Raw genomic sequence first — 25,414 nt, forward strand, 5'->3', positions numbered from 1 at the left:
CCGCTCAGCCTGGCCGAGCCGCGGGACCCGTCGTCGGGAACGGGGACGGAAACCGCCCGGACCGGTGACGTCAGCCGAGCACGGCGCGCCGGTAGTCGTCGCGGGTCACGCCCCAGCGGGGATCGTCCATCGTCCACTCGAAGGCCACGAGCAGGACGGCGAGTCGGCAGCCGCGGGCGTAGCCGGGCGACCGGGCGATCTGGTCGGCGAGGGAGTCGGAGTACGAGGTGCCGCCGGTCTGCGCCGCCGGCGGACCGGGGTTCTCCCCCACCGCCGCCAGGTCGGCGCGCGCGGCCTGGGCGCGGGCGAAGCGCAGGTTCGACCACAGCTGCACCGGGGTGCCGGCGGCGACGCTGGCGGCCGGGTCGCCGTCCTGGCAGGCGTCCTGCGGCGGGGACTGGCGGCGGGCGAGGACGGCGGTGCCGTCGTCGACGCCGGTGAGGTCGACGACGAGCTTCGACGTGCTCCCGGCCAGCACCGCGAACTGGTCGGGGTAGTCCAGCCCGCGCCCGAGCGAGCCGTCGCGGTCACCGGTGCCGTTCAGCAGCGCGGCGGTGGCCGTCGTCAGGTCGGCGGGGAGCACTCCCTTACCCGGCGCGGGGAGGTGGACCGCGCCGGTGTACCCCGCGGCGCGCAGCGCGTCGTGCTGTGCCCTCACCGCCGTGGTCAGGGAGCGGGAGTACCAGAGGAACCAGGAGCGGGCGGCCGCGGCCGTGACGGTGCGGCCCTGCCACGTGCGCTGGCCGGGGACCCAGCCCGGCATCGGCGACCGGGCCGCCCCCGGCGCGAGGCCCGTGCCCTGCTGAGCGGCCGGCGAGAAGGCCCACCAGCTCTGCAGGAACCCGTCGCCGGCCTCGTTCGGGCCGGGGAAGCCGATCTCGCCCTGTGCGCTCGTGCCGATCCGGATCGCCTCGATCCGGCTCGACGGCAGGTCGGCCACCAACCGCTTCAGGTAGTCGGTCTGGGCGGCCCGCACCGTGGCGGAGAAGACCGTGTCGAGGGCGCCGGTGGCCGGCTTCCCCCGCTGGTCCACGAACCTCGACCCGGACAGCGCCCGCACCCACGCCGGCGGGTACTGCAGCCCGGGCCCGAGCACCACGCGCAGGCCCGCGTCGAGGCACCGGGTGATCCGGGCGCGCAGGTCGGCGACGTACGCCGTGTCGACCACCCCGGACCGGGCGGGGAGGTAGCGGTCCCAGTAGGCCTCGACCTCGACGACCCCGAGGCCGTAGGCCCGGTTCGCCGCGACCGAGGACTCCGTGCACGAGGAGTCGACGAACCCCCACGCCGGCCCCTCGGCCGCCTGCGCCCGCCCGGCGGGGAGGGCGAGGGAGACCAGGACCGCGGCGACGAGCGCGGCGGGCAGCAGACGCACGGCTCGCGACACGCGGGCCTCCGATCGGGGACGGCTGACACCGGAGGCGTCAGCGTGTCACCCGTTCAGCCCATCAGAGACCGAAAGACCGGTCTCGATCATGTCTCGATTGCTCCGTTCGGGACCTTCGGCGGACCAGGAAGGTCATCGGGCCTCACTCCGGTGAGCACCCGGTGTCCGAGCCGGTGCGCTCTCCGGGCCGCGCTCCACCGCGGCCTCGATGCGTTCCTCCACGGGCTTCACCGGCGCGGCCGGGGCGCGCTTCACGAGGCGGCGCATCGCCTTCTGGGCCGGCCGTTCGACGACCACGTAGGCCAGCCACGCCAGGACGAACGCGCCGAGCACCAGCAGGACGATGCCGAGGACGCCCCACCCCGACCCGGGGAACGTCCGGGGGTTGATCAGCAGCGACGCCGCGAGGATCCACGGCACGTGGACGAGGAAGAGCGCGACGCTGTACTCGCCGCCGATCATCGACACCCGGGTGGAGAGGAAGCGGTCGAACGCGCCGCGACGCTGCGCGAGGGCCGGCACCACGAGACCGATGAACGGCAGCGCGTACATCGTCGGGACACCCAGCAGCGAGGTGGCGACGATGGCGGCGAAGGCGACCACGGCGACGGGACCGGTCACCCGCCCGAGCCACGCCGGGATGCGGGACCCGACGGTGGTGAGCTGGTAGAGGGCGCACCCGGCGAGGAACCCGCCGAACGCCCGCGGCAGCGGCATGCTGTAGGTGATGGTGCCGTCGTCGAACCCGATGATCGAGTAGATGACCAGCGGGATCGCGCAGGCCACGAGGTAGCCGACCAGGCACGCGGCCGGGGTGCGCAGCCGCTGCACCAGCGGCAGGAGCAGCGGGAGCACCAGGTAGCAGGCCCACTCCGCCGAGAGCGACCAGACCGGGCCGTTCCAGGTCAGGGCGTGCGCGCCGCCCCAGCCCGAGGTCAGCGTGAGCTGGCGGAACAGGTCCCAGGTGAGGTTGCCGCCGTGCGGGATCTCGCGGCCGACCGCGCGGAACGCGAGGACCGCGGCCACCATCGCGGCGAGCACCGCGAGGTGCACCGGGTAGAAGCGCGAGAGCCGGGCCCAGAGGAACTTCCCGAAGGTGGCCCGGCCCGGCCAGCGCGCGAACGTCCGTGCGTAGCCCGAGCTGATGACGAAGCCCGAGAGGACGAAGAAGAGGTCGAGCGCCACGTAGCCGTGGTGCCAGACGGGCAGGAAGAAGCCCGCCGTGCCGGGGACCATCGCGACCGCGAACGGCGCGACGTGGACCGCGACGACGACGAGCGCGAGGTAGCCGCGGATGCCGACCAGGCTCGGGATGAGCCCGGTCGGCGCCGGGGCGGCAGCGGTGCGGGAGTGCGTGGGCATCGTCGCTCCTAGCCTTGGGGACCGAGTCCGATGGGGGCCGAGCCGTCGAGCGGCCGGCCGAAGTCGTAGACCTTGAGGTCGCCCGCGGTGCGGCCGTGGGCGAGGAAGACCACCGGGTAGCGCCGGTCGAGGTCGGCGATGGCGGCGGGCGTGACGTCGGCGAGGCCGAGCTCGGAGAGCTGCGTCGAGACGACGCCGTAGCGGGAGTTCGAGGCGCGGGCGTCGGCGATGTCGCGCAGCGGGAACACGCCGTAGCCGGGCATGACGAACTGCGCGGTGTGCTCCCCCAGCGCGATGTGGGTCGTCCTCGGGTCGACGTTCGCGAAGAGCCAGGCCGAGAACAGGCTGTAGGTGTCGTCGGTCTGGGACCGGATGTTCCACCAGATCCCACCGGAGGCGAGGAGCACCGCGGCGACGAGCGTGAGGGCGATGCCCGCGACCCAGCGGCGGGCGCGGGCGGCCCGCGTCACGAGCAGGCCGGCGACCACCGAGAGCGGCACGGCGAGCAGGTAGAACGTCTGTTCCTCGACCTCGCCGAGGCCGAAGGTGTAGGTGATCGCGCCGAGCACGCCGGCGATCCAGCAGACCATGACGGCGAGCGCGTGCTCGCCGGGCGCGCGGACGCGCCCGCCGAGGTCGCGGGGGTCGGCGAAGCGGTCACCCGGCTCGCCGCGGATCCGCAGCGAGCGCCAGGACAGCAGGACCACCCAGGCCGCGAAGACCGACGCGGCGCCGATGAGCACGTAGGACGTCCCGGTCAGGCTCAGGTTCGCCGCGATGCGACTCGAGAACGACGGGGCGTTCGCGGAGCTGAACCCGGTCTGCTTGACCAGCCCGACCGCCCGGAGGACCCCGCCGAAGGTCTGGTCGGCCCAGCCGAGGAAGCGGCCGGTGACCACGGTCCAGAGCACGTAGCAGAGGTAGAAGCCGACCTCGCAGCCGAACACCGTCACCGCCTCCCGGCGGCGTAGACCCCACGAGAACACCAGCATGATCAGCAGCGGGAGGCCGGTCACGAGACCCGCGTTGGTCTTCGTCGTGATCGAGAGGCCCCAGAACAGGCCGCCGACGACGAGCAGCACCCACCGCCGGCGTCCGGTCGGCGCCTCGGCCGCGAGGAGCACGCAGAACAGCCCGGCGAGGACCCCGAAGAGCATCGGCGCCTCGAGCATGAGGCGGCTGTCGAAGCGGATGACGAACGGGTCGAGGGCGTAGAAGGCCCCCGCGACGAGCGCCGCCCAGCGCGGGACCACCCGGCGGGCACAGGCGACGACGAGCGCGGTGTTCGCCGCCCCGAACAGCAGGTTGGCGGGGCGCAGCGAGAGCACGAACTCCACGGTCATGCTCGTCTGCGGGGCGCTGATGAAGCGGCTGAAGTAGAGGAACGCGAGCGGCGGGTGCAGGAAGAACGGCGCGTTGAACAGCTGCGGACCGGTGCCCTCGGCGAAGGAGTTCGCGACGTCGGCGTACTGCACCTCGTCCATGAACAGCTCGTAGGCCGAGTGCTGGTCGTAGCCGCGCAGCACCACCGCGACGGCGACGAGCACGAGCGTCGACAGCCCGAACACGAGGCTCGGCCGGCGCCCGGGCAGCGCGCCGCCGAACGGCCGCGTGCCGTAGAGGACCGCGGTGAGCCGGGCGCCGGGCTCCCGGGAGAAGCGGCGCACCAGACCCGCCGTCGGGCGGTGGACGAGCAGGAAGGTGCCGAGGACCGCGAGCAGGTCGCGCACCCGCCACTCGATCCCGGCGAGGCCGCCGGGGCGGACGCGGGTCGGTCCGGGCGCGGTGACGAGGACGCGGCCCAGGGGCGGGGTGACGCCCGGCGGGAGCCGGCGCCGACGGTGCCGGGGCCGGGCGGGCGGCGGGGTGCCGCCGCGGTGCCCGGGCGAGGACGCCCGGTGCCGCCCGCCCCCGCGCGCGGTGGTGAGCGGGCCCGTTCCCGACGCCGGGTCCCCGCCGGCGGCGTGCCGGCCGCCGGTCGGGGTCGGGGTGGTGTCCTCGGCCGGACCCGACGGGTCCACCCGGTAGCCGCGCCGTGCCCGGGAGCGGTGGGCGGCCCCGTCGGGGTCGAGGGTCGGCACGCCCGCGTGCCGCGGTGCCCCCGAGCGGTGGGTCGTCGCCCCGCCGTCGGCCCGGAAGGCGGCGGACAGCGCCTCCGCCGCCGCCGGCGGGCCCCACCGGCCGTCGGGACCCGCCGTCCGCACCCGCCTGGGGTCCCGGCGCAGGCGGACGAGCGGTACCGAGCTGTCGGTCACGCCCCTCCCCGGCCCTCGGCGACCACCCGCCGGTAGAACGCGTCCTGCGTCGCGGCGAGCGCGTCCCAGTCGTGGATGCGCGCGAGGTCCGGCCCGCGGCGGGCGACGACGGCGCAGCGCGGCTCGTCGTGCCAGACCTCGACGAGCGCGTCGGCATAGGCGCGGGCGTCGAAGCCGCCCACGGTCGGCACCAGCAGGCCGCCCTCGGCGGGGACGACCTCGCGCAGGCAGTCGATGTCGTAGGCGACGACGGGCGTGCCGACGGCGAGCGCCTCGGCGGCGACGATGCCGAAGGTCTCGAACCGGGACGGCACGGCGGCGATCCGGGCGGCGGCCACGAGCTCGGACTTGTCACGGCCGGCGACCCACCCGAGGAACCGCACGCGGTCGGCGACCCCGAGCTCCCGGGCCCGCTCGCGCAACGCCGCCTCGTCCGGGCCGGTGCCTGCGAGGAGGAGGTCGCCCGGGATGCGGTCGGCGGCCGCAGCCCACGCGTCGAGCAGCAGGTCGAGCCCCTTCTGCGCGATCTCGAGCCGGCCCACGTAGACGACGTCGCGACGCGACGCGACCGGCGCGGGCGGCACCGTGAAGGCCACGGGGTCGACGCCGTTGCCGATGACCGCGACCTCGGCGTGCGGGCTGAGCGTCTGGGTGGCCGCGCCGACGCCGTGCGACACGGCGACGATCCGGCGGTGCGTGCGCACCGCCCAGCGCTCCACCCAGTGCACCGGCAGGTGGTACTGCGCGGCCTTCTCCTTCGCGTTCAGCCACTGCACCACCCCGACGACGGGTCGCCGCGTCCACCGCGGGATCGCCATCGACGAGATCGGGGCGAAGAAGTCCTCGACGACGAGGTCCACCGGGCCCGGGCCGGCCTCGTCGCCCGGGTGGCGACGGCCGGCGCGGCGGGCTGCGAGGAAGGCCGCGGCCATGTAGGGCAGCAGGCGGGTGAGCCGCGTCCGGCCCCGCCCGACGTGCGGGTGCACCCAGTGCACGGTGCCGAGGCCGTGGCGCTCGACCCGGTCCTCGGCGCCGGGGTAGCGCCCGGTGAGGACGGTGACGTGGTGCCCGGCCGCGGCGAGGCGCCGGTCGATCTCCGCGGTCCGCAGCGCCCCGCCCCCGGAGCCCGGCATGTCCGGGTCCTCGAAAGCGAGGTGCAGCACGTGCAGCGCGCCGTGCTCCCGGTCGGGCGGCGCGAGGGCAGCGTCCGGACCGGGCGCGATGCGGCGGCCGAGCACCGGCAGGCCCACCAGGCCGAGGCCGAACGCCACGACGGCGACGAGCCAGAGCGCGACCGACGGACGGGCCGCGGCGAGCACCACCGTGGCCACCACCGCGTACAGCACGCCGAGCGCGGCGGCCCGGCCGAGCCCCGGGCCCGGGGCCACGCGGCGGGGACGGTGCGCGGCGCCCAGGACCGCGACCGCGACGGCGCCGACGAGCGCGCCGGCGGCCGCACCGGCGGCGAGCGGCCCGGCCGGGTCGGCGGGCACGCCGGGGAGACCGGCGAGCGTGCCGGCCGCGCCGAGGGCGAGCCCCGCCGCCAGCGCGAGGACGGCGGCGGCCAGTGACGCGGCGAGCGCCCGGCGGGCGCGCACCGCGAGGAGCAGGGTGGCGAGCACCGTCGTCGTCCCCAGCCCGACGCCCATGAGCGCGAGCACCGGCAGGAGCGCGACCGAGGGCAGGTAGCGCTCGGGCAGCACGATCCCGACGAGGGCGGTGGGGACGGTCGCGACGACGGCGGCGGCCGGCACGACGAGCTTGACGAAGGACCCGAGGGCCTCGCGCAGGCGCAGCTCCCGGTCGCGGCCGTGGGCGACCCGCAGCACCGGGAAGCTGACCAGCGCGGTGCCGACGGCGACGTAGACCGGCGCCTTCGCGAGGGTGGAGACGGCCTGGTAGCCCGCGGCGGCGGTCGCGTCGGTGACCACGAGGGCGACGACGACGGCGTCGGCCGCCGCGAGGGCGGACAGCACCGCCTGGGTGCCGGCGACCCCGCCGGTCTCGGCCCAGCGGGCGCGGTCGCGCAGCGCGCGGCCGACGTCGCCGACGGTCAGCCCGCGGAACGGGCCGGTCGCCGGGGTGAGCGAGACCGCGAGCACCGCGACCGCGCCGACGGCGAAGCCGCCGACGGCGCCCCAGGCACCGGCGCCCACGATCACCGCGACGACGCTCGCGACGAGCCGCACGGCGACCTCGCCGACGGTCAGCGCGGCGTAGCGCACGAAGCGGGACTCCCCCTGCAGGTGGCCCCACACCGGCGCGATCGCGAAGAGCGCGAGCCCGGAGACGGCCGCCGCGAGGGCGGTCGGGACGTCGGACACCGGGCCCACGATCAGCGCGAGCACCACGGCGGCGACGAACCCGACGAGCACCGAGACGCCGACCGCGAACGCCGTCGCCGCCCGCCGTCGGGGGTCGTGCGACGGGTACGCCCGCACCACGTGGGCCAGCGGGAACGGGATGAGGGCCGCCGAGGCCACCCCCGCGGTGCCGACGACGGCGACCGCCGCCGCGAACGCCGTGTACGCGGGCGCGTCGAGCAGGTGCGCCATCACCAGCGTGACCGCGTAGCTGAGCAGCCCGACCAGGCCGCCCGAGGCCGACAGCAGGGTCGCCGTCCCGCCCGTGGCGCGGCCGTCGCGCTGCTGGTCGGACGGTGCCGGCGACCCCGGTGGCAGCACCGCGTCGGTGCTGTCACCGGACGTCAGCAACGAGGCGCTGCCGTCACGGACGGGACCGACGCCGACCGGGCCGCCGACCACGGAACTGCCTCCGACCGGTGCGGTCATGGGACGTGGACGACGTCCGACGACAGGGTCTCGCCGCGGGCGATGCCCACGATCGCGGGGCCGCCCAGGAGCTCCGGCCGGCTGGCGAGCCGGACGTAGGGCTCCTGCGCCCCGAGGCGCCCGATCACGCCGAGCGCGTCCACCTCGTCGCAGCCGCGCAGCAGGGCGAGGACGCGGTTGCGGCCGAGGCAGATCGACACCTCGTCGCTCAGTCGCAGTGCCGCGGCGGCCTCGGCCGGGTCCGGGTGGCTGAAGCGCGCGAGGACCGTCATGTCCGAGCGGGCCCGACGGCGGGTGGCGGCGCGGTGCAGCGCGGAGCGGTCGGCCGGGGGCAGGTCGGACGCGGCCGACGAGCGGTGGAAGGCCCGCATCTCCGAGAGCACGGACCCGGCGAGGAGTTCCGCCGAGCGCTCCCACGAGAAGCATCCCGCCCACGTGCGGCACGCCTCGGCGACCTCGTCGGCGCGCGCCGGGTCGGCCAGCTCGGCGATGGTGCGCGGCAGCACCGCGGCGAAGTCGTCGATCCCGTCGACGAGCCAGCCGGTGACGCCGTCGAGGACCGAGTCGCGGATACCCGTCGTCCGGATCGCGAGGCAGGGGACGCCCGCGGCAGCGCCCTCGAGCACGACGAGGCCCCAGCCCTCGCCGTCGGAGGTGGACGTGGTCAGCCACGCCGACTCCATCAGGGCGTCGCGCTCGGCGTCGGGCAGGCGGCCGTGGAAGCGGACCACGTGGCCGAGCCCGAGCTCGACGGCCATGCGGCGCAGCACCGTGAGCTCGGGGCCGTCGCCGATGATCTCGACCTGGAGGTCGGGGATGTCGGGCAGCGCCGCGGACACCGCGTGCAGCAGCAGGTCGACGCGCTTGTGCGTGACCAGGCGGCTGGTCAGCACGATGGTGGGCTTCTCGGCCCGGCGCCGGGTGCCGGACGTGATCGCCGTGTTCATGCCGTTCGGGACGACGTCGATGGGGCCGTCGAACTTGAGGCGCCGGCGCAGCTCCTGGCGGGTCGAGGCGGACACCGCGACGGTGCGCTTGCCCGAGTAGACCTTGCGCGCCACGCGCCCCTCGAGCAGCCGGCCGACGAGGGCGCCCCCGGGACCGAACCGCGTCGAGAACTGGTCCTGGTGGACGTGGTGGACCACCTGGACGATCGGGACGGTGTCCCGGGTGAACAGGGGCGAGAAGAACGGGATGCCGTTCTGGCAGTCGACCACCGCGTCGAACCGCTGGCGCAGGCTGCCGCGCAGCAGCCGCATCGCGGTGCGCGCGTAGACGCCCATGGTGCCGCCGGCCCGCAGGATCTCGATGCCGTCGATCTCGTCGCGGGCGCTCTGGCCGGCATCGCGGGCGGTCAGCCAGGTGACGTGCACGCCGGCCGCGACCCAGCGCTTCGAGATCTGGTGGGCGTACGCCTCGGCGCCACCGGCCTGCGAGTGCTTGACGTCGCGCCAGTTGAGGACGAGCACGCGGCACCCGGAGAGCTGGGCGGTCGCGCGGCCGAGGACGGGGACCAGCCGCACCGGCGGCAGGGTCTCCCCGGGGGTGGGCAGGGTGGAGGTCACGTCGTGCTCCCGAGGGCGGAGGTGGTGAGGGCGGACGTCCGACGTCCGGGCAGGGCCGGCGCGGTACCGCGGTTCAGCTCGCGGTGCAGCTTCGCCACCGCGCCGAAGGCGGCGACGCCGTCGCGGACCGGGCGCAGCGTCGAGCCGGCGGTGTCGGTCCAGGTCACGGGGATTTCGGCGATGCGGCCCCCGTCGTCCCGGACGTGGCGCAGGAGCTCGATGTCGAAGGCGAAGCCGGTCGACCGGCACTTCCACAGCGCGCTCTGGACCGCCTCGCGGTCGAAGAACTTGAACCCGCACTGGGTGTCGTGGATGCCGGGCACCAGGGGCCGGGACAGCATGCGGAAGGCGGTGCCGCCGAGCCGCCGGCCGAGCGGCTGCTTCCCGGCGATCGACGCGCCGGGGGCGTGGCGGGACGCGATGGCGGCGGCCGCCCCGTCGTCGAGGGCCGCCATCACCGGCAGGAAGGTCTCCAGCGGGGTCGACAGGTCGGCGTCGGTGAACCCGACGACGCGCGACCGGCTGGTCCGCAGCCCGCGGATCACCGCAGCACCCTTGCCCGCCTGCGAGCAGCCGATCGCGACCGCCTCGACGCACCACCCGGTGGCGACGTTGCAGGCCCGCCCGGTCACGCCCAGCACGCCTGCCGCGGTGTCGTCCACGCTGCCGTTGTCGACGACGACGATGCGCGAGGTCCACGGCTGCTCGGAGAGGAAGGCGACCATCGCGGCGAGGGTCGCGGGGAGTCGTCCGGACTCGTTGTAGGCCGGGATCACGACCTCGAGGTCGACGGGCGCGCGGGTGTCGACCTCCTCCGGCTCCGACGGGCGCTCGGCGAGTTCGTGGGTCGCGCGGGACACCTCGCGGGCGACCGCGGCGACCACCTCGTCGTCGACCACGTCCACCAGGTCCGAGCTGCGTACCGCCCCCACGAGATCGTCCGGCCGGTGCTCCCGCACCCCCCGGAGCGCGGGGTGCGGGGCCAGCGCGTCCTCCAAACCGTCCATCACGTTCTGCACCTCCCGAATATCGACCTTTCGGCTCAGGCATTAACCCTTTCGTCTCGCGTCCATTCGAGTCGTCTGGGGCCATCGCCGCAGGTGGGGCGGCATATAACCACCACATCGAGGTCGATAAACCCGGTGCGACTTCCACACGGTCGAGTGACACGACGCTCGGCGTGTCGGACTCCTGCCGGACTCGGTGTGTCGGCCGAACGGGGGTGCCGCCGAACGGGGTAGCCGCCCCCGCGCGGACCCCCCTGGCAGGGGCGCCTCCTACACTGCGGAGCCGCAGGGTCCGGCGGAGGACCCCGTCGCGGCGGCGCGAGGAGGCCGTCCGACATCGAAGGCCCGCGGGTGCGCTCCGGGGGCCGCGAGCAGGAGGCCCCCCATGAGCCGGTCGGCGCCGCCCCCACCGCGTCACGCGGGATCGGGCCCCGACGGCACCCCGTCCGCTCCGGCCGCGGGAGCCGGTCGCCGACCCGAGCCGGGCACGCCCGCGGCCGGGACCCCCGTCATCGGGGCCCCCGCGCCGCGCCCGCCCGCCGGGCCGCCGTCGACCTCGCAGGCCCCGGTGCCACCCGCCCCGGCGTCGCGCCCGATCCCGCCGCCCGACGGGTCGACGGGCATGCCGGCCTACACGCTCGCCAACCGCTTCACCGACCGGCGCCGGGCCCGGGCGGACGGCCGCGCCGGGCTGCCGAGCGGGGACGGCGGCACCCCCACGCTCGAGGAGCTCGCCCAGGACTTCCTGGCCCGCAGCCACCGCGAACGGCTCCGCCTCGACGTCGAGCTCGCACCGCTGCTCGAGACCGAGGCCGCCCTGACCGTCCGGATCACCGAGACCACGGCGGCCCGGCAGCGGGCGGAGGACCGGGTCGCGTCGTGGCCGGCCCTGCTCGAGGCCGACCAGCTCGGGCTGCGCCGGGGCGGCGAGTCGCTGACCGCGGACGACGTGGTGCGCGCCCGCCGGGCCCGCGAGTACGAGGCATTGCGCCGCCCCATGGTCGAGGAGATCACCCGCCTGCAGCGCGCCGGCTCGGCCGCCCGCGAGGAGCTCGCCCGCGTGCGGGCCGCGATCCGGGCGCGCGAGGTGGTCGGCGCGACCCGCGTGCGCCGCCTCCACGCGCAGGCCATGGCCCGCATCTCGGCCTACGAGCGGCACCTGGTGCGCCACCACCCCCGCGGCGACGCCATCGGGCCCTGGCTCGTCGCCCAGCACCCCCGGATCCCCGGCTGGGTGTTCGACGCGGAGGCCGCCGCCCCCGCCGATCCCCCGGCCCCGTCCGACCGCCCGCGCGAGGAGTCCTGATGTTCCAGTGGTTGCGCCGGCGACGGTCCGACGACGACGGGGCGGGCCGGGCCCCGGCGCACCGGGTGACCGGCGCCCCCGACACCCCGCCGCCCGGTCTGCGCGCGCCCGGCACCCCCGAGGAGAAGCGCTTCTCGCAGGTCTACGCCGAGGACCGGGTGGGCCCGATGCCCTACCCGAATCAGGCCTCGCCGGACGTCGCCGCGGCCCGCGGGCGGGTCCGCGCCCTCGTCAACGACCTGCTGCCCAACGCGGTCGACGAGGGCACCGGGGCGGCGCTCGACCCGCTGATCGCGTCGTGGGCCTCGGGCTGGCTCGCGCGGATCGACTCCGAGCACGCCGACCACCACGCCGTCATCGACCGGCTCGTCGGCGGCGCCCGCCAGCAGCTCGCCGACGCCGAGGCCAACCACGAGCGCGACCGACGCGCCCTGGAGATCGCCCGCCACGACTACGCCGACGCCCGCGACCGGCTCATGGAGGCGCCCCGGACACCCGCCGGCCGCCCCGGCGTGCCCGAGGACGACGCGACCGTCGCCGACGACCCCCGCCGCAGCGCGTCCCGCGGCCCCCGCGCCGCCCGCCAGGCCCTCGCCGTCCGCCGCCCGGGGCCCGACGACGAGGCCCTCACCGGCCCGCTGCGGGTCCGCGCCCCCGCGCGCTCGACCGGCCCCGCCGTCGACGACGCCGTCACCGAGCAGGAGACCCGATGACACCGCCGTCCCCGCCGTCCCCGCCGTCGCGCTTCTCGCTGCGCCGGGGCGCCCGGCCCGGCACCACCGGGTCCTACCGCGACTCGACGATGCTGATCAACCGGTCGCGGGAGGACTACCTCGCGCTCGGCATCATCGTGCTCGCCATCGGTGGCGACATCGCCGCGTTCTACGTCGTCCTCGCCCGGGTGTTCCGCGGGTCGACGTTCCTCATCGTCATCGGCACGGTCGGCTTCGCCGCCGCCTCGGTCGGGCTCGCGCACCTCGTCGGGCAGGGCCTCGCGCGGCGGCGGTGCGGCGACCCGCGCGCGTCCCTGCTGCTCACGCTCGCCGCCTTCGGCACCTGGCTCCTGCTGGGTATCGCGTCGTTCGTGACCCGGCTCCTCACGCCGTCGTCGACGTCGTCGAACCCGTTCGGCTCGTCGTCGGGCTCGGGATTCGGCTCCGGCGGCGGCTTCGGCTCGGGCGGCTCCGGGTTCGGTTCCGGGGGCGGGTTCGGGTCCGGCGGCGGGTTCGGGTCGAGCTCGTCGACGGCCCTCGACGCCTCCGCCGTCCTGCCCGCGATGCTCTTCGGCGCGCTGTTCCTGGCCAGCGGGGTCGCGGCCATGGTGGCGACGTTCGTGTCCTTCAACCCGGTCGCCGGGGCGCTGCGCCGGGCCGAGCGCCGCCTCGAGGAGGCCACCGCCGCGGAGCGGTCGAGCCGGGCCGAGCTGGAGCGCTCGCGCGAGGCGCTGCGCCAGCAGCAGAACGAGCGCGACCGCGAGGAGCAGCGCTGGGTCGCCGCGCGCCAGCAGGTGGCCGCGGAGATGCTGGAGCTGCAGAACTACGCGCGGAACCTCATGGCCTCGAAGATGCAGAACCCGTCGATCACCGACGGCCTCACCAACTCGGCGCCGTACCCGCTGTTCACCCCGGCCCGCGCGATCGAGCCGGGCCGGGAGGCCCGCCCGCCGGTGCGCCACGACCCGCCTGCGCACCGGGTCCCCGCACCCGCCGTCGTGAACGGCCGCCGGAACGGCACCAACGGGCACCACCACCGCGCCCCGTCCGCGAACGGAGATCCTTCGTGACCCTGCGGCGTCCGACCTGGTCGAGCTCCGCTCCGCTGCGTCTCCGGAATTCCGCACTGGCCCTCGCCACGGTCGCCGCACTCGCCCTCGGGGCGTGCTCGTCGGGCGACTCCTCCGGCGGCGTCGGCTTCGCCGGCGGGGGCGCGCCGCTCTCGTGTCCGGTGCCCGTCGGCCCGATGGCGATCGCGATGGGTGGCCGCGCCAACGAGCCCGGCCCGAGCCTCCCCGGGCCGGTGCAGCAGGCGGCGATCTCGGTGGTCGCCGGCGCCTCCGACCAGAAGGTGCAGCCGAAGTTCACCGTCGTGAACGTCGACGGGCGCCCGGCCGTGGCGGGCAGCGACACCTACCGCACCGACGCGGGCAACGCGATCGCCGCGCAGGACGACCAGAACGCCTTCCTGTCCGGTCTCGGCAACGCGATCCCGACGCTGCGGGCGCAGACCCCGGAGGCCGACACCCTCGGCGCCCTCACCCTCGCCGGACGCTCCGTGCAGGGCACTCGGCCGGGAACGGTGGTGCTCGTCGACTCCGGACTCTCCACCGTCGCCCCGCTCGACTTCCGCACCGCGGGGCTGCTCGCCGCCCCCGTCGCCGACGTCGTCTCCTCGTTGCGCGACGCGAACGCGCTGCCGGCGCTGAACGGCGCGACCGTGATCCTGGCCGGGATCGGGGACGTCGCGGCACCGCAGGGCCCGCTCGACACCTCGCAGCGGGCGTCGTTGGTCGCGCTGTGGAAGGGCATCGCCCAGGCCGGGGGCGCGTCCTGCGTCGCGGTCGTCGACGAGCCCCGGTCGGGGGACGCCCCGTCGGACGTCCCGCCGGTCTCGGTGGTCAACGTGCCGCCGCCGCCGACCATCACCCCCGGGAAGGCGAGCGTCCTTCCCGACGACGGGTCGGTGGGCTTCCAGCCCGACACCGCCGACTTCCGCGACGAGAACGCCGCGCGCGGCGTGCTGGCGCCGTTCGCGGACTTCCTCAAGCAGGCGCCGACCCGTCGGCTCGCCCTGACCGGCACCACCGCACGGGCGGGGAGTCCCGCCTCGCAGGTGGACCTGTCGACGCGGCGCGCCGAGGCGGTGAAGGGCCTGCTGGTCTCCCTGGGTGCCGCCGCGGGCCAGATCACCACCACGGGCGTGGGGAGCCAGTTCCCCGGCTACGTGAACGACGTGGGGCCGGGCGGCAAGCAGCTGCCGGGGCCGGCGTCGTCGAACCGGAAGGTCATCGTCGAGCCGTCGAGCTGAAGCACGTTTACTTCCCGAAGGCTATGCCCGGTTAACGTGACCGGTATCTCTTCACCCGCCGGCAACCTCTCCGTTGCACGCGATGCGGGCGGTCCCAACAGGGCTGATCGGCCCAGCGCAGCGCATTCCTGAACGGTTCACTTGATCGCTCCCGACACCGAGCGTGACGGTGTTCGGTGTCCATAGTCGTCGGACCGCTCTAGCGTCTTCTCTCCGGAAGCCCCGTTGGAAGCGAGACGAGCATCGACGTCCGGAGGACCACCAGATGACCACAGCCGCAGACCGGAGCCCCGACACCGCGGCTGGCCTCGAGGACTACACCGAGGCCGAGGTGCACCAGGAGTTCGGTGAGAACCCGAACGAGATGCGCGACACGAACCACTACCAGGACGAGTACATCAAGGGATTCGTCGACAAGTGGGACGACTACATCGGCTGGGAGGGACGCGCCGCCAGCGAGGGCACGTTCTTCATCGACCAGCTGCGCGCCCGCGGTGTCGAGAAGGTCCTCGACGTCGCCACCGGGACCGGCTTCAACTCGGTGCAGCTGCTCGAGGCGGGGTTCGAGACGGTCTCGGCGGACGGCAGCGCCGAGATGCTCGCCAAGGCCTTCGCGAACGGCCGCGACCGCGGGCACGTGCTGCGCGTGGTCCAGGCCGACTGGCGCTGGCTCAACCGCGACGTGCACGGCGAGTACGACGCGATCATCTGCCTCGGCAACTCGTTCACGCACCTGTTCTCCGAGCGTGACCGCCGCAAGGCGCTGGCCGAGTTCTACGCGATGCTCTCGCACGACGGGGTGCTGATCCTCGATCAGCGCAACTACGACGCGATCCTCGACGAGGGCTTCTCATCGAAGCACAAGTACTACTACAGCGGTGACACCGTGACCGCGGAGCCGGAGTACCTGGACGAGGGCCTCGCCCGCTTCCGGTACACGTTCCACGACGACGGCTCGGTGTACCACCTCAACATGTTCCCGCTGCGCAAGGAGTACGTGCGGCGCCTCATGCGTGAGGTCGGGTTCCAGAAGATCGACACCTACGGCGACTTCCAGGACACCTACGGACAGGACACCCCCGACTTCTGGATTCACGTGGCCGAGAAGACGTACCGCACCGACGACGAGCTGACCGAGTCGTACTCGAACGCGGTCCACACCGCGCGCGACTACTACAACTCCGAGGACGCCGACACCTTCTACCACGAGGTGTGGGGCGGTGAGGACATCCACGTCGGGCTCTACGCGACCCCCGACGAGGCGATCGCGCCGGCGTCGGCGCGCACCGTCGAGCGGATGGCCGAGACCGCCGGCATCACCGCGCAGACCCGCGTGCTCGACATGGGCGCCGGCTACGGCGGCGCCGCCCGCCACCTCGCCCGGACCTACGGCTGCCGCGTCACGTGCCTCAACCTCTCCGAGGTCGAGAACGAGCGGAACCGGGAGAAGACCCGCGAGCAGGGTCTCGACCACCTCGTCGACGTCGTCGACGGCTCCTTCGAGAACATGCCGATCCAGGACAACGCCTACGACCTCGTGTGGTCGCAGGACGCGTTCCTGCACTCCGGCGAGCGCTCGACGGTCGTCGCCGAGATCGCGCGCGTGCTCGTCCCGACCGGCCAGGTCGTGTTCACCGACCCGATGGCCGCCGACGGCGCCGACGTCTCGGCCCTGACGCCGATCCTCGCCCGCCTGCACCTGGACAGCCTGGGCTCGCCCGGGTTCTACCGCGCCGAGTTCGCGAAGAACGGGTTCAACGACTACGCCTTCGACGACCACACCGACCAGCTCACGACCCACTACGGCCGGGTCCTGACCGAGCTCGAGAAGGCCGAGCAGGCGTTCGCCGGGAAGATCTCGGAGGACTACATCTCGAACATGAAGACCGGCCTGCGCAACTGGGTCAACGGCGGGAAGTCCGGTCAGCTGTCCTGGGGGATCTTCCGCATCAAGCGGTGACCCCCTCCTGGTGCAAGCAATGCGTCACTGCTTGCACCCAGTGCCAGAGAATCCGGCATCGTGGCGACATCAGCCTGACGACGGCGGGTGGACCAGTTCGTTGGTCCACCCGCCGTCGTGCGTCTACGACCATCCATCCACAGGTCCGACGCGGACCCTGCCTCGTCCACAGGCGGCATACTCGTGCTCCCCCTCGGCCCGTTTCGCGCCGCACCCTTCGGCCATGAGACGTGGAGCCTGGGCCGACGACCTCGAGAGCATGCGAGCGGCTGCCGACGACGACGTCATCGCCGTCGTGGCGCTGATGGCGCTCGGAGTCCCCGAGAGCACGATCTACCGTCGGTGCCGCAAGGACGGCCCGTGGCAGCTCCTCGCTCCGGCCACCGTCCTGCTGAGCAACGGGCCCCCGACCCGCCGCCAACGACTCGTGGCCGCGCTCCTTCACGCGGGCCCAGGATCCATGGTCACCGGCCTGGACGCGGCCCGGGCACACGGGCTCCGGCGCGGGGAGCTTCCCGAGGACGTGCACGTCCTGATCGCGGCGTTCCGGCAGGTCCGCAGCGTGCGCGGCATCCGGGTGGAGCGGACGAAGCGGTTGCCGACGCCGGTGCTGCGAGACGGTCTGCCCGTCGCGCCGCTCGACCGCTGCGTACTCGACGCCGTGCGTCGGCTACGGGACCGAGGTCGGATCGCGGCGATCCTGACGGAGCCGGTGCAACGGCGCATGGTCACCCGCCAGGCCCTGCGCCTCGAGCTCGACGCCGGGTGTCGTCGGGGATCCGGAACGCCCCGGGAGGTCCTCGGATCGATCGACGACGGCGTCCGCTCCCCCGCCGAGTTCGACGTCCGCCGGTGGTGGTCGGAGCACCCCGACCTCGGGACCATGCGGTGGAACGTGCGGCTGTTCGACGTGCAGGGACGCTTCCTCGGCATCGCGGACGCCTTCGACGAGGAGATCGGCCTCGTCGCGCAGGTCGACTCGACCGAGCACCACTTCATGACGCCGGATCAGGTCGTCGAGACCGAGCGTCAGCACCGTGCCTATCGCTCGGCGGGCCTTCACGTCGTCGGCATCCGTCCGAGTCGGTTGCGGTCGGACCGGGAGGGGCTGTACCGCGACGTCCTCGACGCCCGCACCGTCGCCGCCTCGCTCCCACGGGTGGACGTCGGCTGGCGTCCGGATATCGAAGCAGGCGCCTGACCCGTGTCCATCGACGGTGCCGGATTTCCTGGCACTGGGTGCAAGCAGTGACGCATTGCTTGCACCGAGCAGGTGCTACCGCCGGCGGGACAGCGTCGACACCGTCCGCCCGACGAGGCCCTTCGCCTTGCGCCAGCCCTTCTCGGCGACGCCGGCGATGTCGGTGGTGGGCGTGACGATGACGCGGCGCATCTCGTAGGGCGAGTCGCCGCCCGAGGCGAGCCCGGCCGTCGTCGTGATGGCGCAGCGGTAGCCCAGGTCGCGGGCGACCCGGGTGGTGACGTCGGAGTAGTCCGCGGCCGAGCCGTTGGGGAACGCGAGGGTGTCGACGGTGATGCCCAGGCCCGACTCGAGGGCCGCGCGGGACTCCCCCATCTCGACCCGCTGGCCCGGCTCGGTCTCCCGCTCCAGGATCGCGTGCGAGACGGTGTGCGAGCCGATCTCGTGCCCGGCCGCGAGCAGCGACTTCGCGCCCGACCAGTCCATGAACAGGCCCTCACCGACCGAGGACTCCGCCGGCGACAGCAGCTCCGACACCCGCGCGACCTCGGCGACCCGGGAGGCGTGGTCCAGCCGCTTCAGCGACGCCCGCACCGCGGCGTGGGCGGTCTCGCGCTCGGCGGGCGTGCCCAGCGGGTACACCGTGCCGCCGAACTCCAGCGTCGCGGCGCGCGCCCGGTCGAACGCCGACGACAGGTCCTCCCACCACGCACCGACCGTCCCCGAGAGGAAGCCGGGCACGAGGAAGAACGTGGCCGGGAGGCCGTGGCGCTCGAGGGCCGGCACGCCGAGCTCGAGGTTGTCCCGGTAGCCGTCGTCGAAGGTCAGCACCACCGCCCGCGACGGCAGCGGCTCCCCGGCCTCCATCAGCCCCAGCGCGGTCTGCAGCGGGAGCACGTTCGCGAACCGCGAGAGCATCCGGAGCTGCCGGGCGAACCCGAGGCGGCCCACGCCGGGCGGGTCGGGGAACCCGGGCGTCGGGTCGATGTTGTGCCAGCCGAGCACGAGGAGCCGGTTGCCCATGGCGGCCCACCCTAGGTGGCCGACCTCACGGCCCCGGTCACCGCCTCCGCCACCCGTTCCCGACGACGGGCCGACCGGCGCAGCGAGCGCGAGAGCTCCACGTGCACGAACACGGTGCCGTGGCGCGCCGCGACCCGGCCCTGCACGTTCCGTGTCCCGGACAGGTCCTCGCATCCGGGCTCGCCGCCGCGACGCACCCGTTCCCCCGAGGCCGCCAGTCGGGTCACCGTCTCCTCCAGCACCACCGACCCGGTCGCCGCGCCGGCCGACACGACGGCGTCGACGTCCGGCCGGTCGGCGAAGCCGTGCAGCTGCACCTGGGGCACGCCGCGGTGGGCGACGAGCCCGGCGGCGACCCGGGCGAAGACGGAGTCCGGGCGGTGGGCGACGTCGGCGGGGCAGTCGGCGCGCGTGCGGGCGCCGGCGGGGGCGCCCGCGTGGCGGTGGGCGCCCGCCTGCAGGTAGAGCGCGTCGGGCAGGGCCTCGACGATGGCGACGCCGATCTGCTCGGTGCGCAGGTCGGCCGCCGGGTGCGGCACCTCGACGACGAGCGAGGGCTCGGCCCGCGGCAGCAGGAGCAGCCCCCAGGACCGCTCGCTGCACGGGTCCGCGACGAGCGCGGCCCGGCCGGCCACGGTCGTCGTCGTGAACCCGAGGGCGGCGGCGTGGTGGGCCACTCCGTCGCCGGCGGCGATCGCGACGGCGAGGGCGTCGGCCGCAGCGCGTTCGGCCTCGTCGGGGGCGCGGTAGGGGCCGCCGGACCGCAGGGAGGCGGTGAACCGGTCGACCAGGCCCGCGAGGGAGGTCACCGGTGCGATCATGCCCGGGCGGCAGGCCCCCGGCACGACGACGGGTCGGCTCAGGCCCCCGCGGGGTAGGCCGGGCCCCACTCGGGCGCACCCGACGGCACACCCCGGGTCGGGCGGGCCGCGGGGGACGGCGGGTTGCCGAACGGCGGGGTCCCGAACGGCGCCACGTAGAACGCGAGCGGACGCCTCGGAGCGTTGAGGAAGGCCGCGGCCTCGGGGTCGGGCTCGAACGGCAGGGCCGCCCCGAACGGGAAGAGCGGCTCCACCTCCGGGACCGCCACCCCCTCGGACGGGACGGACGACGGCGTCCACGCCCCCGTGGCGACGCCGGGCTCGGCCCACGCGGGCACGGGCTCCGACGGCCGCCGGACGGCCGGTCGCAGGGCGACGACGCGACGCACCCCCGAGGACCCCGTCACCGGGCCGCCCTCCTCCGATGCACCGCGGTCATGGGTCGTACCGCAGGAACCTCGCTCCGCCATGTGAACCATTCTGGGAAGCCGTTTCCCGCAATCACGGTCGGGGGACCACCCCTGCACCCCGGCGTACGCCCTCCGGCCGCACCGACCGGGGACCCCGCGACCGCCCGCCGTCGCGCCGCCCCCTCCGATCGGGGCAGGCCCGCCCGGGACGGTCGAAACGTCCCGGTCGGCGCCCGCGGGGAGTGACGCACCGTACATCGTGGAGTTCCACCCGACCTTCGTCACCGACGCCGACCACGGCCGTTCCACCTCCGGGAGGGCCGATCGTGGCCCGTGCGATACCGGGATGATCCGGACGCCGGGTACGTAACTGCACCACCCCCCGGTGCGGAACGCGACGCTCCGGTGGCGGACGATGGTGTCCGACCGTTCCGACGCCCGACCACCGTTCGTAGCCGACGACGCGGTCCGCTGCCCCCGACCCGGAGGTGCTCCCCGTGGAGAGACCCGCTCCCGACTTCAGCCGGTCGAACGCCCTGGCGGACCGACTGCACGCGATGGTCCCGGGGGGTGCGCACACCTACGCCCGCGGCGACGACCAGTACCCCGAGGGCATGGCGCCGATCATCGAGCGGGGCCACGGCGCCCGGGTGTGGGACGCGGACGGCAACGAGTTCGTCGAGTACGGCATGGGGCTCCGGGCGGTGACCCTGGGGCACGGCTACGCCCCGGTCCTGGACGCGGTCCGCGACGTCCTGGGCCGCGGGGTCAGCTTCACCCGGCCCTCCACCCTCGAGGTGGCCGCGGCGGAGGACTTCCTCGCGACGGTCCCCGGCGCGGACATGGTGAAGTTCGCGAAGAACGGCTCCGACGCGACGACGGCGGCGCTGAAGCTCGCGCGGGCCGCCACCGGCCGTGACCTCGTCGCGGTCGCCGACCAGCCGTTCTTCTCGGTCGACGACTGGTTCATCGGCACCACCGGCATGCACGCGGGCATCCCGGCGGCCACGCGGGACGCGACGCTGCGCTTCGGCTTCAACGACCTCGACTCGCTCCGCGCGCTGTTCGCGGCCCACCCCGGCCGGATCGCCGCCGTGTTCATGGAGGCCGCGACCGGTCTGGTCGCTCCCGAGCCCGGCTTCCTGGCGGCCGTGCGCGAGCTGTGCACGGCCGAGGGCACGGTCCTCGTCTTCGACGAGATGATCACCGGCTTCCGCTGGGCGGCCGGCGGGGCCCAGGAGGTCCACGGGGTCGTGCCCGACCTCTCGACGTGGGGCAAGGCCATGGGCAACGGCTTCCCGATCGCGGCGCTGGCCGGGAAGCGGGAGCTCATGGAGCTCGGCGGACTCGCCACCGACGCGAGCCGCGTGTTCCTACTCTCCACCACGAACGGCCCCGAGACCGTCGGCCTCACCGCGTTCCGCGCGGTCGTGGCGGCCTACCGCGCCGGGGACCCCATCGCCGCCATGCGCCACGCCGGGGAGCGCCTGACGGCCGGTGCGAACGCCGCGATCGAGGCCGAGGGCCTGCAGGAACACCTGCTCGTCGCGGGCCACCCCAACTGCCTGGTGTTCCTCACGCGCGGGCCGGACGGCCTGCCGTCCCAGGAGTTCCGGACGCTGTTCCTCGCCGAGCTGCTGCGCGGCGGGGTGCTCGGGCAGTCGTTCGTGGTCTCGGCGGCGCACACCGATGCGGACGTCGACCAGACGGTGCAGGCCGTCACCGACGCCCTGCCCACCTACCGCAAGGCCCTCGAGCACGGCTCGACGGCGGGACTGCTCGAGGGTCGGCCGGTCGCTCCCGCGCTGCGGACCCACGCCGCCCCCCGGCGGCGCTGAGACCGGCCGGCGGACGGACCGACGGCGGGTGGCCCGGGGTCAGACCCCGACGACCGCCCGCCCGTCGTACTGCGTGGCGAGCTCCTCGGGCATCGGCGCGAGGTCGGAGCAGCGCCGGAAGTCGCGCAGCGACGTCCCCGAGCACTCCGAGTCGACGTTGCGCGAGCCGCGGCCGGCCGCGACGTCGTCGATGTCCACGACGCGGAAGTCGATCGAGAACCGGGTGCGCCCGGAGGTGTTCGGCACCGATGAGTGCAGCTGGTTGCCCGAGAACACCATCATCCCGCCGACCTCCGGCACCACCCGCACCTGCGGGTCGAGCTCCACCGGCTCCTCGGGCGTCGGCTGGTCGCGGGTGTCCTTGCCGATCTGCGTCGCCGCGCTGAACCGGCTCGTCCGGTTCCACTCGTCGTAGTCGTAGCGCCGCGAGCCGTTCTTCACGCCGCGGGTCATGTACTGCGGGTGGAACGCCATGACGTTGTCGGCGGTCACCGGGTAGACGGGCATCCACCAGTTGGTCTGGCACATCGGCGCCGAGTACCAGGTGTCGCGGTGCGGGTGGAAGGCGAACGCGATCCCCGTCGTCAGGTAGTCGTCCGAGGTCGAGGTGCGCAGCCGCGGCACGTCGAAGTAGGTGCGCTCCAGGTCGCACCCCCGCTCCTCGAGGATGGCGGGGAGCAGCTCCTTGCACCGCGGGTGGTGGATGAAGCGCGGCTTGAGGTCCGCGAGCAGCGTCGCGAAGTCCCGCACCTCCATCTCGTACTGCGCCACCTGCGGGTCCCGCCCCGCGAACGCCTCCTCGACCAGCTCCCGGGTGAACTGGACGAGGGCGAGCGTGGCCGGCGTCGCGCCGTAGACCATCACGTCGCCCGAGTACAGGTGCTCGCGTCGCGTCGCGTCGTCGAACGACGGATTCGAGAGAACGTTCGTCACGTCGGCCCCCTTCGCGCCGGTTCTTCCCACAGCAGGAGAACCTCCTGGCTACCGAGACGTCGCACGGTAGCCACTGGTTGTCCGCTCGGGTGCAGCGAGGTACCCGAAAAGAATGCGCACGCGCGACCGTCGGTACGATTCGATCACGAAACGTACCTGGAATGGTTCGTTCGGGGAGGATTACGACATATGGCACACATCGCGTCGCTGTCCCAGCTGCAGTCCCCGCCGTGGGCGTCGGTCGACGGCCAGCTCGTGCCGTACGACGACGTCCGGATCCACATCTCCGCCGAGGCCCTCACCCGCGCGCTCTCGGTGTTCGAGGGGGTCAAGGGCTACTGGGACCCGGCGAGCGAGACGTTCTCCCTCCGCACGCCGCGGGAGCACTACGAGCGGCTGCTCCGGTCGGCCAGGCTCTTCCACATCCCGGTGGACTTCGACTACCCGGAGTTCGTGCGCCGCCTCGAGCAGCTGGCCGCGGAACTCCTGGTGCGCGACCGCGACCTCTGGTTCCGGCCCACCCTCTACGTCACCGAGGGTCACTGGGGCGAGGGCACGCGGGCCACGCTCGTCATCACCGCGTTCACCCAGCAGAAGGAGTCGGGCGAGCCGATGCGGCTCGGCGTCTCCACCTGGCGCCGCGGCACCGACGTCGACCTGCCCACCCGCGTCAAGAGCAGCGCGAACTACGTCGTCGCCCGCCTCGCCCGGATCGAGGCCCGCCGGCTCGGCTACGACGACGCGATCCTGCTCAACCGGGAGGGCCGCGTCGCCGAGGCCACCGGCGCCTGCGTGGTCGCGCTGCTCGACGGCGAGGTCGTGGTGCCGCCGTCCTCGGAGGGCGCGCTGGACAGCCTCACCGTGCGCATCCTCGAGCGGCTCTGCGAGCGCGACGGGCTCCGTCTCGTGCGCCGCCCGATGGACCGCACCGAGCTCCTCGCCGCCCAGGAGGTCGGGATCGCGGGCACGATCTCCGAGCTCACGCTCGTCTCCGAGATCGACGGCTTCACGTTCCCGGTCGACGGCGTGCTCGCGCGGCTGCGGGCCGCCTACCTGCAGGTGATGCGCGGCGACGTCCCCGTCGACGGCGTCGAGATGGTCGCCACCGACGCCGGGCGCGCGCTCGTCACGTCGTAGTACCGGTTCCCGACGACGGGTGGCGAGGCCACCCGTCGTCGGGGGCGGCTAGATGACGCCGCGGACGATGTCGGCGAGCTCGCGCGCCATGTGCGCGGAGGTGAACCGGGTCTCGACGTCCTTGCGGCCCTCGGCACCCATGGCCGCCGCGCGCTCCGGGTCGGAGAGCAGGTCGGCGATCGCCGTGGCCATCGCCGCCGGGTCGCCGGGCGGCACGAGGATGCCGGTGCGGCCGTGGTCGACGTAGTGGTCCATGCCGGGGTTGTCCGTCGCGACCACCGGGCGGCCGCTGGCCAGCCCCTCCAGCGCGACCGTCAGCCCCGCGCCGACGGGGTTCGACCGCAGCGCGATGGCGACGACGGTCGAGCGCCGGTACAGCCCGCGCATCGCGGCGTTCATCCGCCGGGCGTGCACCACCCCGGCGTCGGGGGCGAGGGTGACCGGGATCGTCGTGGCGAGCTCCAGCCAGGCCGGGACCCCTCCCGCGCGGACCCGCTCGACGGCGGCGACGAGCGTGTCGTGGTCACGGTTGCGGTCGTCGCCGACGCTGGTGATCGTGACGCCGCCGGGGTCGCGCTCGTCCCACGGCTGCTCGGGGTAGAACTCCGGGTCGATCCCCAGGGTCACCCCGTGGACGCGCCCGGGGTCCACGTCCCAGTGCTCGCGCAGGATCGGCACCACGCCCGGGGACTGGCTGAACAGGCCCGCCGCCCGGCGCAGCGCGCGCGTCGTCGCGATCCGCTCCGCCCGGCCGAGCAGGTCGGGGCGCTCGAGCCAGCCGATCCCGGTGACCACCGGGCGCCGCGGCGAGGTGAACAGCGCCGGCACCCCGGTGCGCTCGTCCATGCACAGCACCGCGTCCGCGCCGCGACGCTGCACCGCGCCGGTCACCGCCGTCACGGCCTCGTAGCCGTCGAGCCGGTTGCGCACCTTGCGCGAGGCGTAGGCGACCGCGCCGTGCGCCGGCCGACGGAAGGTGACGACGTCGCCGTCGTCGCCGATGTGGTGCAGGCCGTAGGGGGTGTGGTCCGGGATCTCGCCGCGGGCGTTCCGGAGCCGGTAGGCCTCCACGTCGAGCTCCTCGGGCAGCTCCACGTGTACGTGCATGTCCTCGGTCTCCCCCTGCGCCGTGCGTCGTGACCCGTTCGGGCTACCGCGACGCTACCGATGTCCGGTCCCGGCCCGAACGCCGGATGTCGCTGTCCGCGCCGGGCTGCCCACCCGCCGCCCCGGTCCACGCCATCGTTCCATCCGCCGTCATCGATCCGAGCGCTGCGTCACGGCAACCACCGGGTCCCCCGAACGTCCTCTGGACAGTGGTACGTGCCGGGGACACCGGGCACCCGCCGGGCCCCGACACCGCATCGCTACCGTGGTCCGAGCCCGAACGGCA

General features: G+C 74.6%; 20 protein-coding genes. 8 read left to right on the plus strand and 12 right to left on the minus strand.

The window, feature by feature from the left end; translation table 11 throughout:
* Window positions 1-70: 70 nt before the first annotated feature.
* From A3CO_RS0121150 to A3CO_RS0121180, 7 genes are all read right to left on the minus strand, one after another.
* Window positions 71-1,387: a hypothetical protein gene (locus A3CO_RS0121150; protein ID WP_157647750.1), complete on the minus strand. Its 1,317-nt coding sequence runs from the start codon at window positions 1,385-1,387 to the stop codon at window positions 71-73.
* A 132-nt stretch (window positions 1,388-1,519) separates the two neighbouring features.
* Entirely contained in the window at window positions 1,520-2,749 is a 1,230-nt protein-coding gene (locus A3CO_RS0121155) for an acyltransferase family protein (RefSeq protein WP_018334247.1), read from the minus strand.
* Between the two features lie 8 nt (window positions 2,750-2,757).
* Window positions 2,758-5,004 carry an ArnT family glycosyltransferase gene (locus A3CO_RS0121160; protein WP_018334248.1) on the minus strand — a complete coding sequence of 749 codons (2,247 nt, stop codon included), beginning with the start codon at window positions 5,002-5,004 and terminating at the stop codon, window positions 2,758-2,760.
* Window positions 5,001-7,796, minus strand: a complete 2,796-nt coding sequence (locus tag A3CO_RS38340) for a glycosyltransferase family 4 protein (protein ID WP_157647751.1) — start codon at window positions 7,794-7,796, stop codon at window positions 5,001-5,003. Before A3CO_RS38340 ends, A3CO_RS0121160 begins: the two co-directional genes overlap by 4 nt.
* The gene (locus tag A3CO_RS0121170) at window positions 7,793-9,361 is read right to left on the minus strand and encodes a glycosyltransferase family 4 protein (RefSeq protein ID WP_018334250.1); all 1,569 of its coding nucleotides are present in this window, start codon (window positions 9,359-9,361) and stop codon (window positions 7,793-7,795) included. The genes A3CO_RS38340 and A3CO_RS0121170 overlap by 4 nt, the downstream gene beginning before the upstream one ends.
* Window positions 9,358-10,368 carry a glycosyltransferase gene (locus tag A3CO_RS33570; protein ID WP_157647752.1) on the minus strand — a complete coding sequence of 337 codons (1,011 nt, stop codon included), beginning with the start codon at window positions 10,366-10,368 and terminating at the stop codon, window positions 9,358-9,360. The genes A3CO_RS0121170 and A3CO_RS33570 overlap by 4 nt, the downstream gene beginning before the upstream one ends.
* A 414-nt stretch (window positions 10,369-10,782) precedes the next feature.
* A complete protein-coding gene (locus A3CO_RS0121180) occupies window positions 10,783-10,992 on the minus strand; it encodes a hypothetical protein (protein WP_018334252.1) in 210 nt (69 codons plus the stop codon).
* Between A3CO_RS0121180 and A3CO_RS0121185 the strand changes: the two genes are divergently transcribed.
* The 6 genes from A3CO_RS0121185 to A3CO_RS0121210 all read left to right on the plus strand — a co-directional run bounded on the left by A3CO_RS0121185 (window position 10,991) and on the right by A3CO_RS0121210 (window position 17,859).
* On the plus strand, window positions 10,991-11,674 hold the full coding sequence (locus tag A3CO_RS0121185; RefSeq protein ID WP_018334253.1) for a hypothetical protein: 684 nt from the start codon (window positions 10,991-10,993) through the stop codon (window positions 11,672-11,674). The two genes, A3CO_RS0121180 and A3CO_RS0121185, sit on opposite strands and share 2 nt — an antisense overlap.
* On the plus strand, window positions 11,674-12,387 hold the full coding sequence (locus A3CO_RS0121190; RefSeq protein ID WP_018334254.1) for a hypothetical protein: 714 nt from the start codon (window positions 11,674-11,676) through the stop codon (window positions 12,385-12,387). The genes A3CO_RS0121185 and A3CO_RS0121190 overlap by 1 nt, the downstream gene beginning before the upstream one ends.
* Window positions 12,384-13,457 (plus strand): hypothetical protein, encoded by a 1,074-nt coding sequence (locus A3CO_RS37625; RefSeq protein WP_018334255.1) that lies wholly within the window; start codon window positions 12,384-12,386, stop codon window positions 13,455-13,457. Before A3CO_RS0121190 ends, A3CO_RS37625 begins: the two co-directional genes overlap by 4 nt.
* Window positions 13,454-14,698, plus strand: a complete 1,245-nt coding sequence (locus tag A3CO_RS0121200; RefSeq protein WP_018334256.1) for an OmpA family protein — start codon at window positions 13,454-13,456, stop codon at window positions 14,696-14,698. The genes A3CO_RS37625 and A3CO_RS0121200 overlap by 4 nt, the downstream gene beginning before the upstream one ends.
* Before the next feature lie 265 nt (window positions 14,699-14,963).
* On the plus strand, window positions 14,964-16,658 hold the full coding sequence (locus tag A3CO_RS0121205) for a glycine/sarcosine N-methyltransferase (protein ID WP_018334257.1): 1,695 nt from the start codon (window positions 14,964-14,966) through the stop codon (window positions 16,656-16,658).
* 223 nt (window positions 16,659-16,881) lie between these two features.
* The gene (locus A3CO_RS0121210) at window positions 16,882-17,859 is read left to right on the plus strand and encodes a hypothetical protein (protein ID WP_026204837.1); all 978 of its coding nucleotides are present in this window, start codon (window positions 16,882-16,884) and stop codon (window positions 17,857-17,859) included.
* A gap of 75 nt (window positions 17,860-17,934) precedes the next feature.
* Here A3CO_RS0121210 and A3CO_RS33575 read toward each other — a convergent pair whose 3' ends face one another.
* From A3CO_RS33575 to A3CO_RS0121225, 3 genes are read right to left on the minus strand one after another with little or no spacing between them, the layout of a single operon-like run.
* Window positions 17,935-18,882, minus strand: coding sequence for a polysaccharide deacetylase family protein (locus tag A3CO_RS33575; protein WP_018334259.1), 948 nt, complete (start codon window positions 18,880-18,882; stop codon window positions 17,935-17,937).
* A gap of 11 nt (window positions 18,883-18,893) precedes the next feature.
* Window positions 18,894-19,691 carry a hypothetical protein gene (locus A3CO_RS38345; protein ID WP_026204838.1) on the minus strand — a complete coding sequence of 266 codons (798 nt, stop codon included), beginning with the start codon at window positions 19,689-19,691 and terminating at the stop codon, window positions 18,894-18,896.
* Window positions 19,692-19,741: 50 nt separating this feature from the next.
* On the minus strand, window positions 19,742-20,110 hold the full coding sequence (locus A3CO_RS0121225) for a hypothetical protein (RefSeq protein WP_018334261.1): 369 nt from the start codon (window positions 20,108-20,110) through the stop codon (window positions 19,742-19,744).
* A gap of 491 nt (window positions 20,111-20,601) precedes the next feature.
* Between A3CO_RS0121225 and A3CO_RS0121230 the strand changes: the two genes are divergently transcribed.
* Complete coding sequence (locus A3CO_RS0121230; RefSeq protein WP_018334262.1) at window positions 20,602-21,951, plus strand: glutamate-1-semialdehyde 2,1-aminomutase; 1,350 nt, start codon at window positions 20,602-20,604, stop codon at window positions 21,949-21,951.
* Between the two features lie 39 nt (window positions 21,952-21,990).
* On the opposite strand, the gene A3CO_RS0121235 is transcribed toward A3CO_RS0121230, so the two are convergent.
* On the minus strand, window positions 21,991-22,884 hold the full coding sequence (locus A3CO_RS0121235) for a phytanoyl-CoA dioxygenase family protein (RefSeq protein WP_018334263.1): 894 nt from the start codon (window positions 22,882-22,884) through the stop codon (window positions 21,991-21,993).
* 189 nt (window positions 22,885-23,073) lie between these two features.
* Between A3CO_RS0121235 and A3CO_RS0121240 the strand changes: the two genes are divergently transcribed.
* The gene (locus A3CO_RS0121240) at window positions 23,074-24,021 is read left to right on the plus strand and encodes an aminotransferase class IV (RefSeq protein WP_018334264.1); all 948 of its coding nucleotides are present in this window, start codon (window positions 23,074-23,076) and stop codon (window positions 24,019-24,021) included.
* Between the two features lie 48 nt (window positions 24,022-24,069).
* Here A3CO_RS0121240 and A3CO_RS0121245 read toward each other — a convergent pair whose 3' ends face one another.
* Window positions 24,070-25,128 carry a glycosyltransferase family 4 protein gene (locus A3CO_RS0121245; RefSeq protein ID WP_026204840.1) on the minus strand — a complete coding sequence of 353 codons (1,059 nt, stop codon included), beginning with the start codon at window positions 25,126-25,128 and terminating at the stop codon, window positions 24,070-24,072.
* Window positions 25,129-25,414 lie beyond the last annotated feature (286 nt).

It is taken from the genome of Actinomycetospora chiangmaiensis DSM 45062 (genome assembly GCF_000379625.1).
Classification (GTDB): domain Bacteria; phylum Actinomycetota; class Actinomycetes; order Mycobacteriales; family Pseudonocardiaceae; genus Actinomycetospora; species Actinomycetospora chiangmaiensis.

Excerpts from the sequence above, each read along its gene's own strand:
- A3CO_RS0121155 (WP_018334247.1), bottom strand. The coding sequence starts at position 2,749 with ATGCCCACGCACTCCCGCACCGCTGCCGCCCCGGCGCCGACCGGGCTC.
- A3CO_RS38340 (WP_157647751.1), bottom strand. The coding sequence starts at position 7,796 with ATGACCGCACCGGTCGGAGGCAGTTCCGTGGTCGGCGGCCCGGTCGGC.
- A3CO_RS33570 (WP_157647752.1), bottom strand. The coding sequence starts at position 10,368 with ATGGACGGTTTGGAGGACGCGCTGGCCCCGCACCCCGCGCTCCGGGGG.
- A3CO_RS0121185 (WP_018334253.1), top strand. The coding sequence starts at position 10,991 with ATGCCGGCCTACACGCTCGCCAACCGCTTCACCGACCGGCGCCGGGCC.
- A3CO_RS0121180 (WP_018334252.1), bottom strand. The coding sequence starts at position 10,992 with ATGCCCGTCGACCCGTCGGGCGGCGGGATCGGGCGCGACGCCGGGGCG.
- A3CO_RS0121190 (WP_018334254.1), top strand. The coding sequence starts at position 11,674 with ATGTTCCAGTGGTTGCGCCGGCGACGGTCCGACGACGACGGGGCGGGC.
- A3CO_RS37625 (WP_018334255.1), top strand. The coding sequence starts at position 12,384 with ATGACACCGCCGTCCCCGCCGTCCCCGCCGTCGCGCTTCTCGCTGCGC.
- A3CO_RS0121205 (WP_018334257.1), top strand. The coding sequence starts at position 14,964 with ATGACCACAGCCGCAGACCGGAGCCCCGACACCGCGGCTGGCCTCGAG.
- A3CO_RS0121210 (WP_026204837.1), top strand. The coding sequence starts at position 16,882 with ATGAGACGTGGAGCCTGGGCCGACGACCTCGAGAGCATGCGAGCGGCT.
- A3CO_RS33575 (WP_018334259.1), bottom strand. The coding sequence starts at position 18,882 with ATGGGCAACCGGCTCCTCGTGCTCGGCTGGCACAACATCGACCCGACG.
- A3CO_RS0121240 (WP_018334264.1), top strand. The coding sequence starts at position 23,074 with ATGGCACACATCGCGTCGCTGTCCCAGCTGCAGTCCCCGCCGTGGGCG.
- A3CO_RS0121245 (WP_026204840.1), bottom strand. The coding sequence starts at position 25,128 with ATGCACGTACACGTGGAGCTGCCCGAGGAGCTCGACGTGGAGGCCTAC.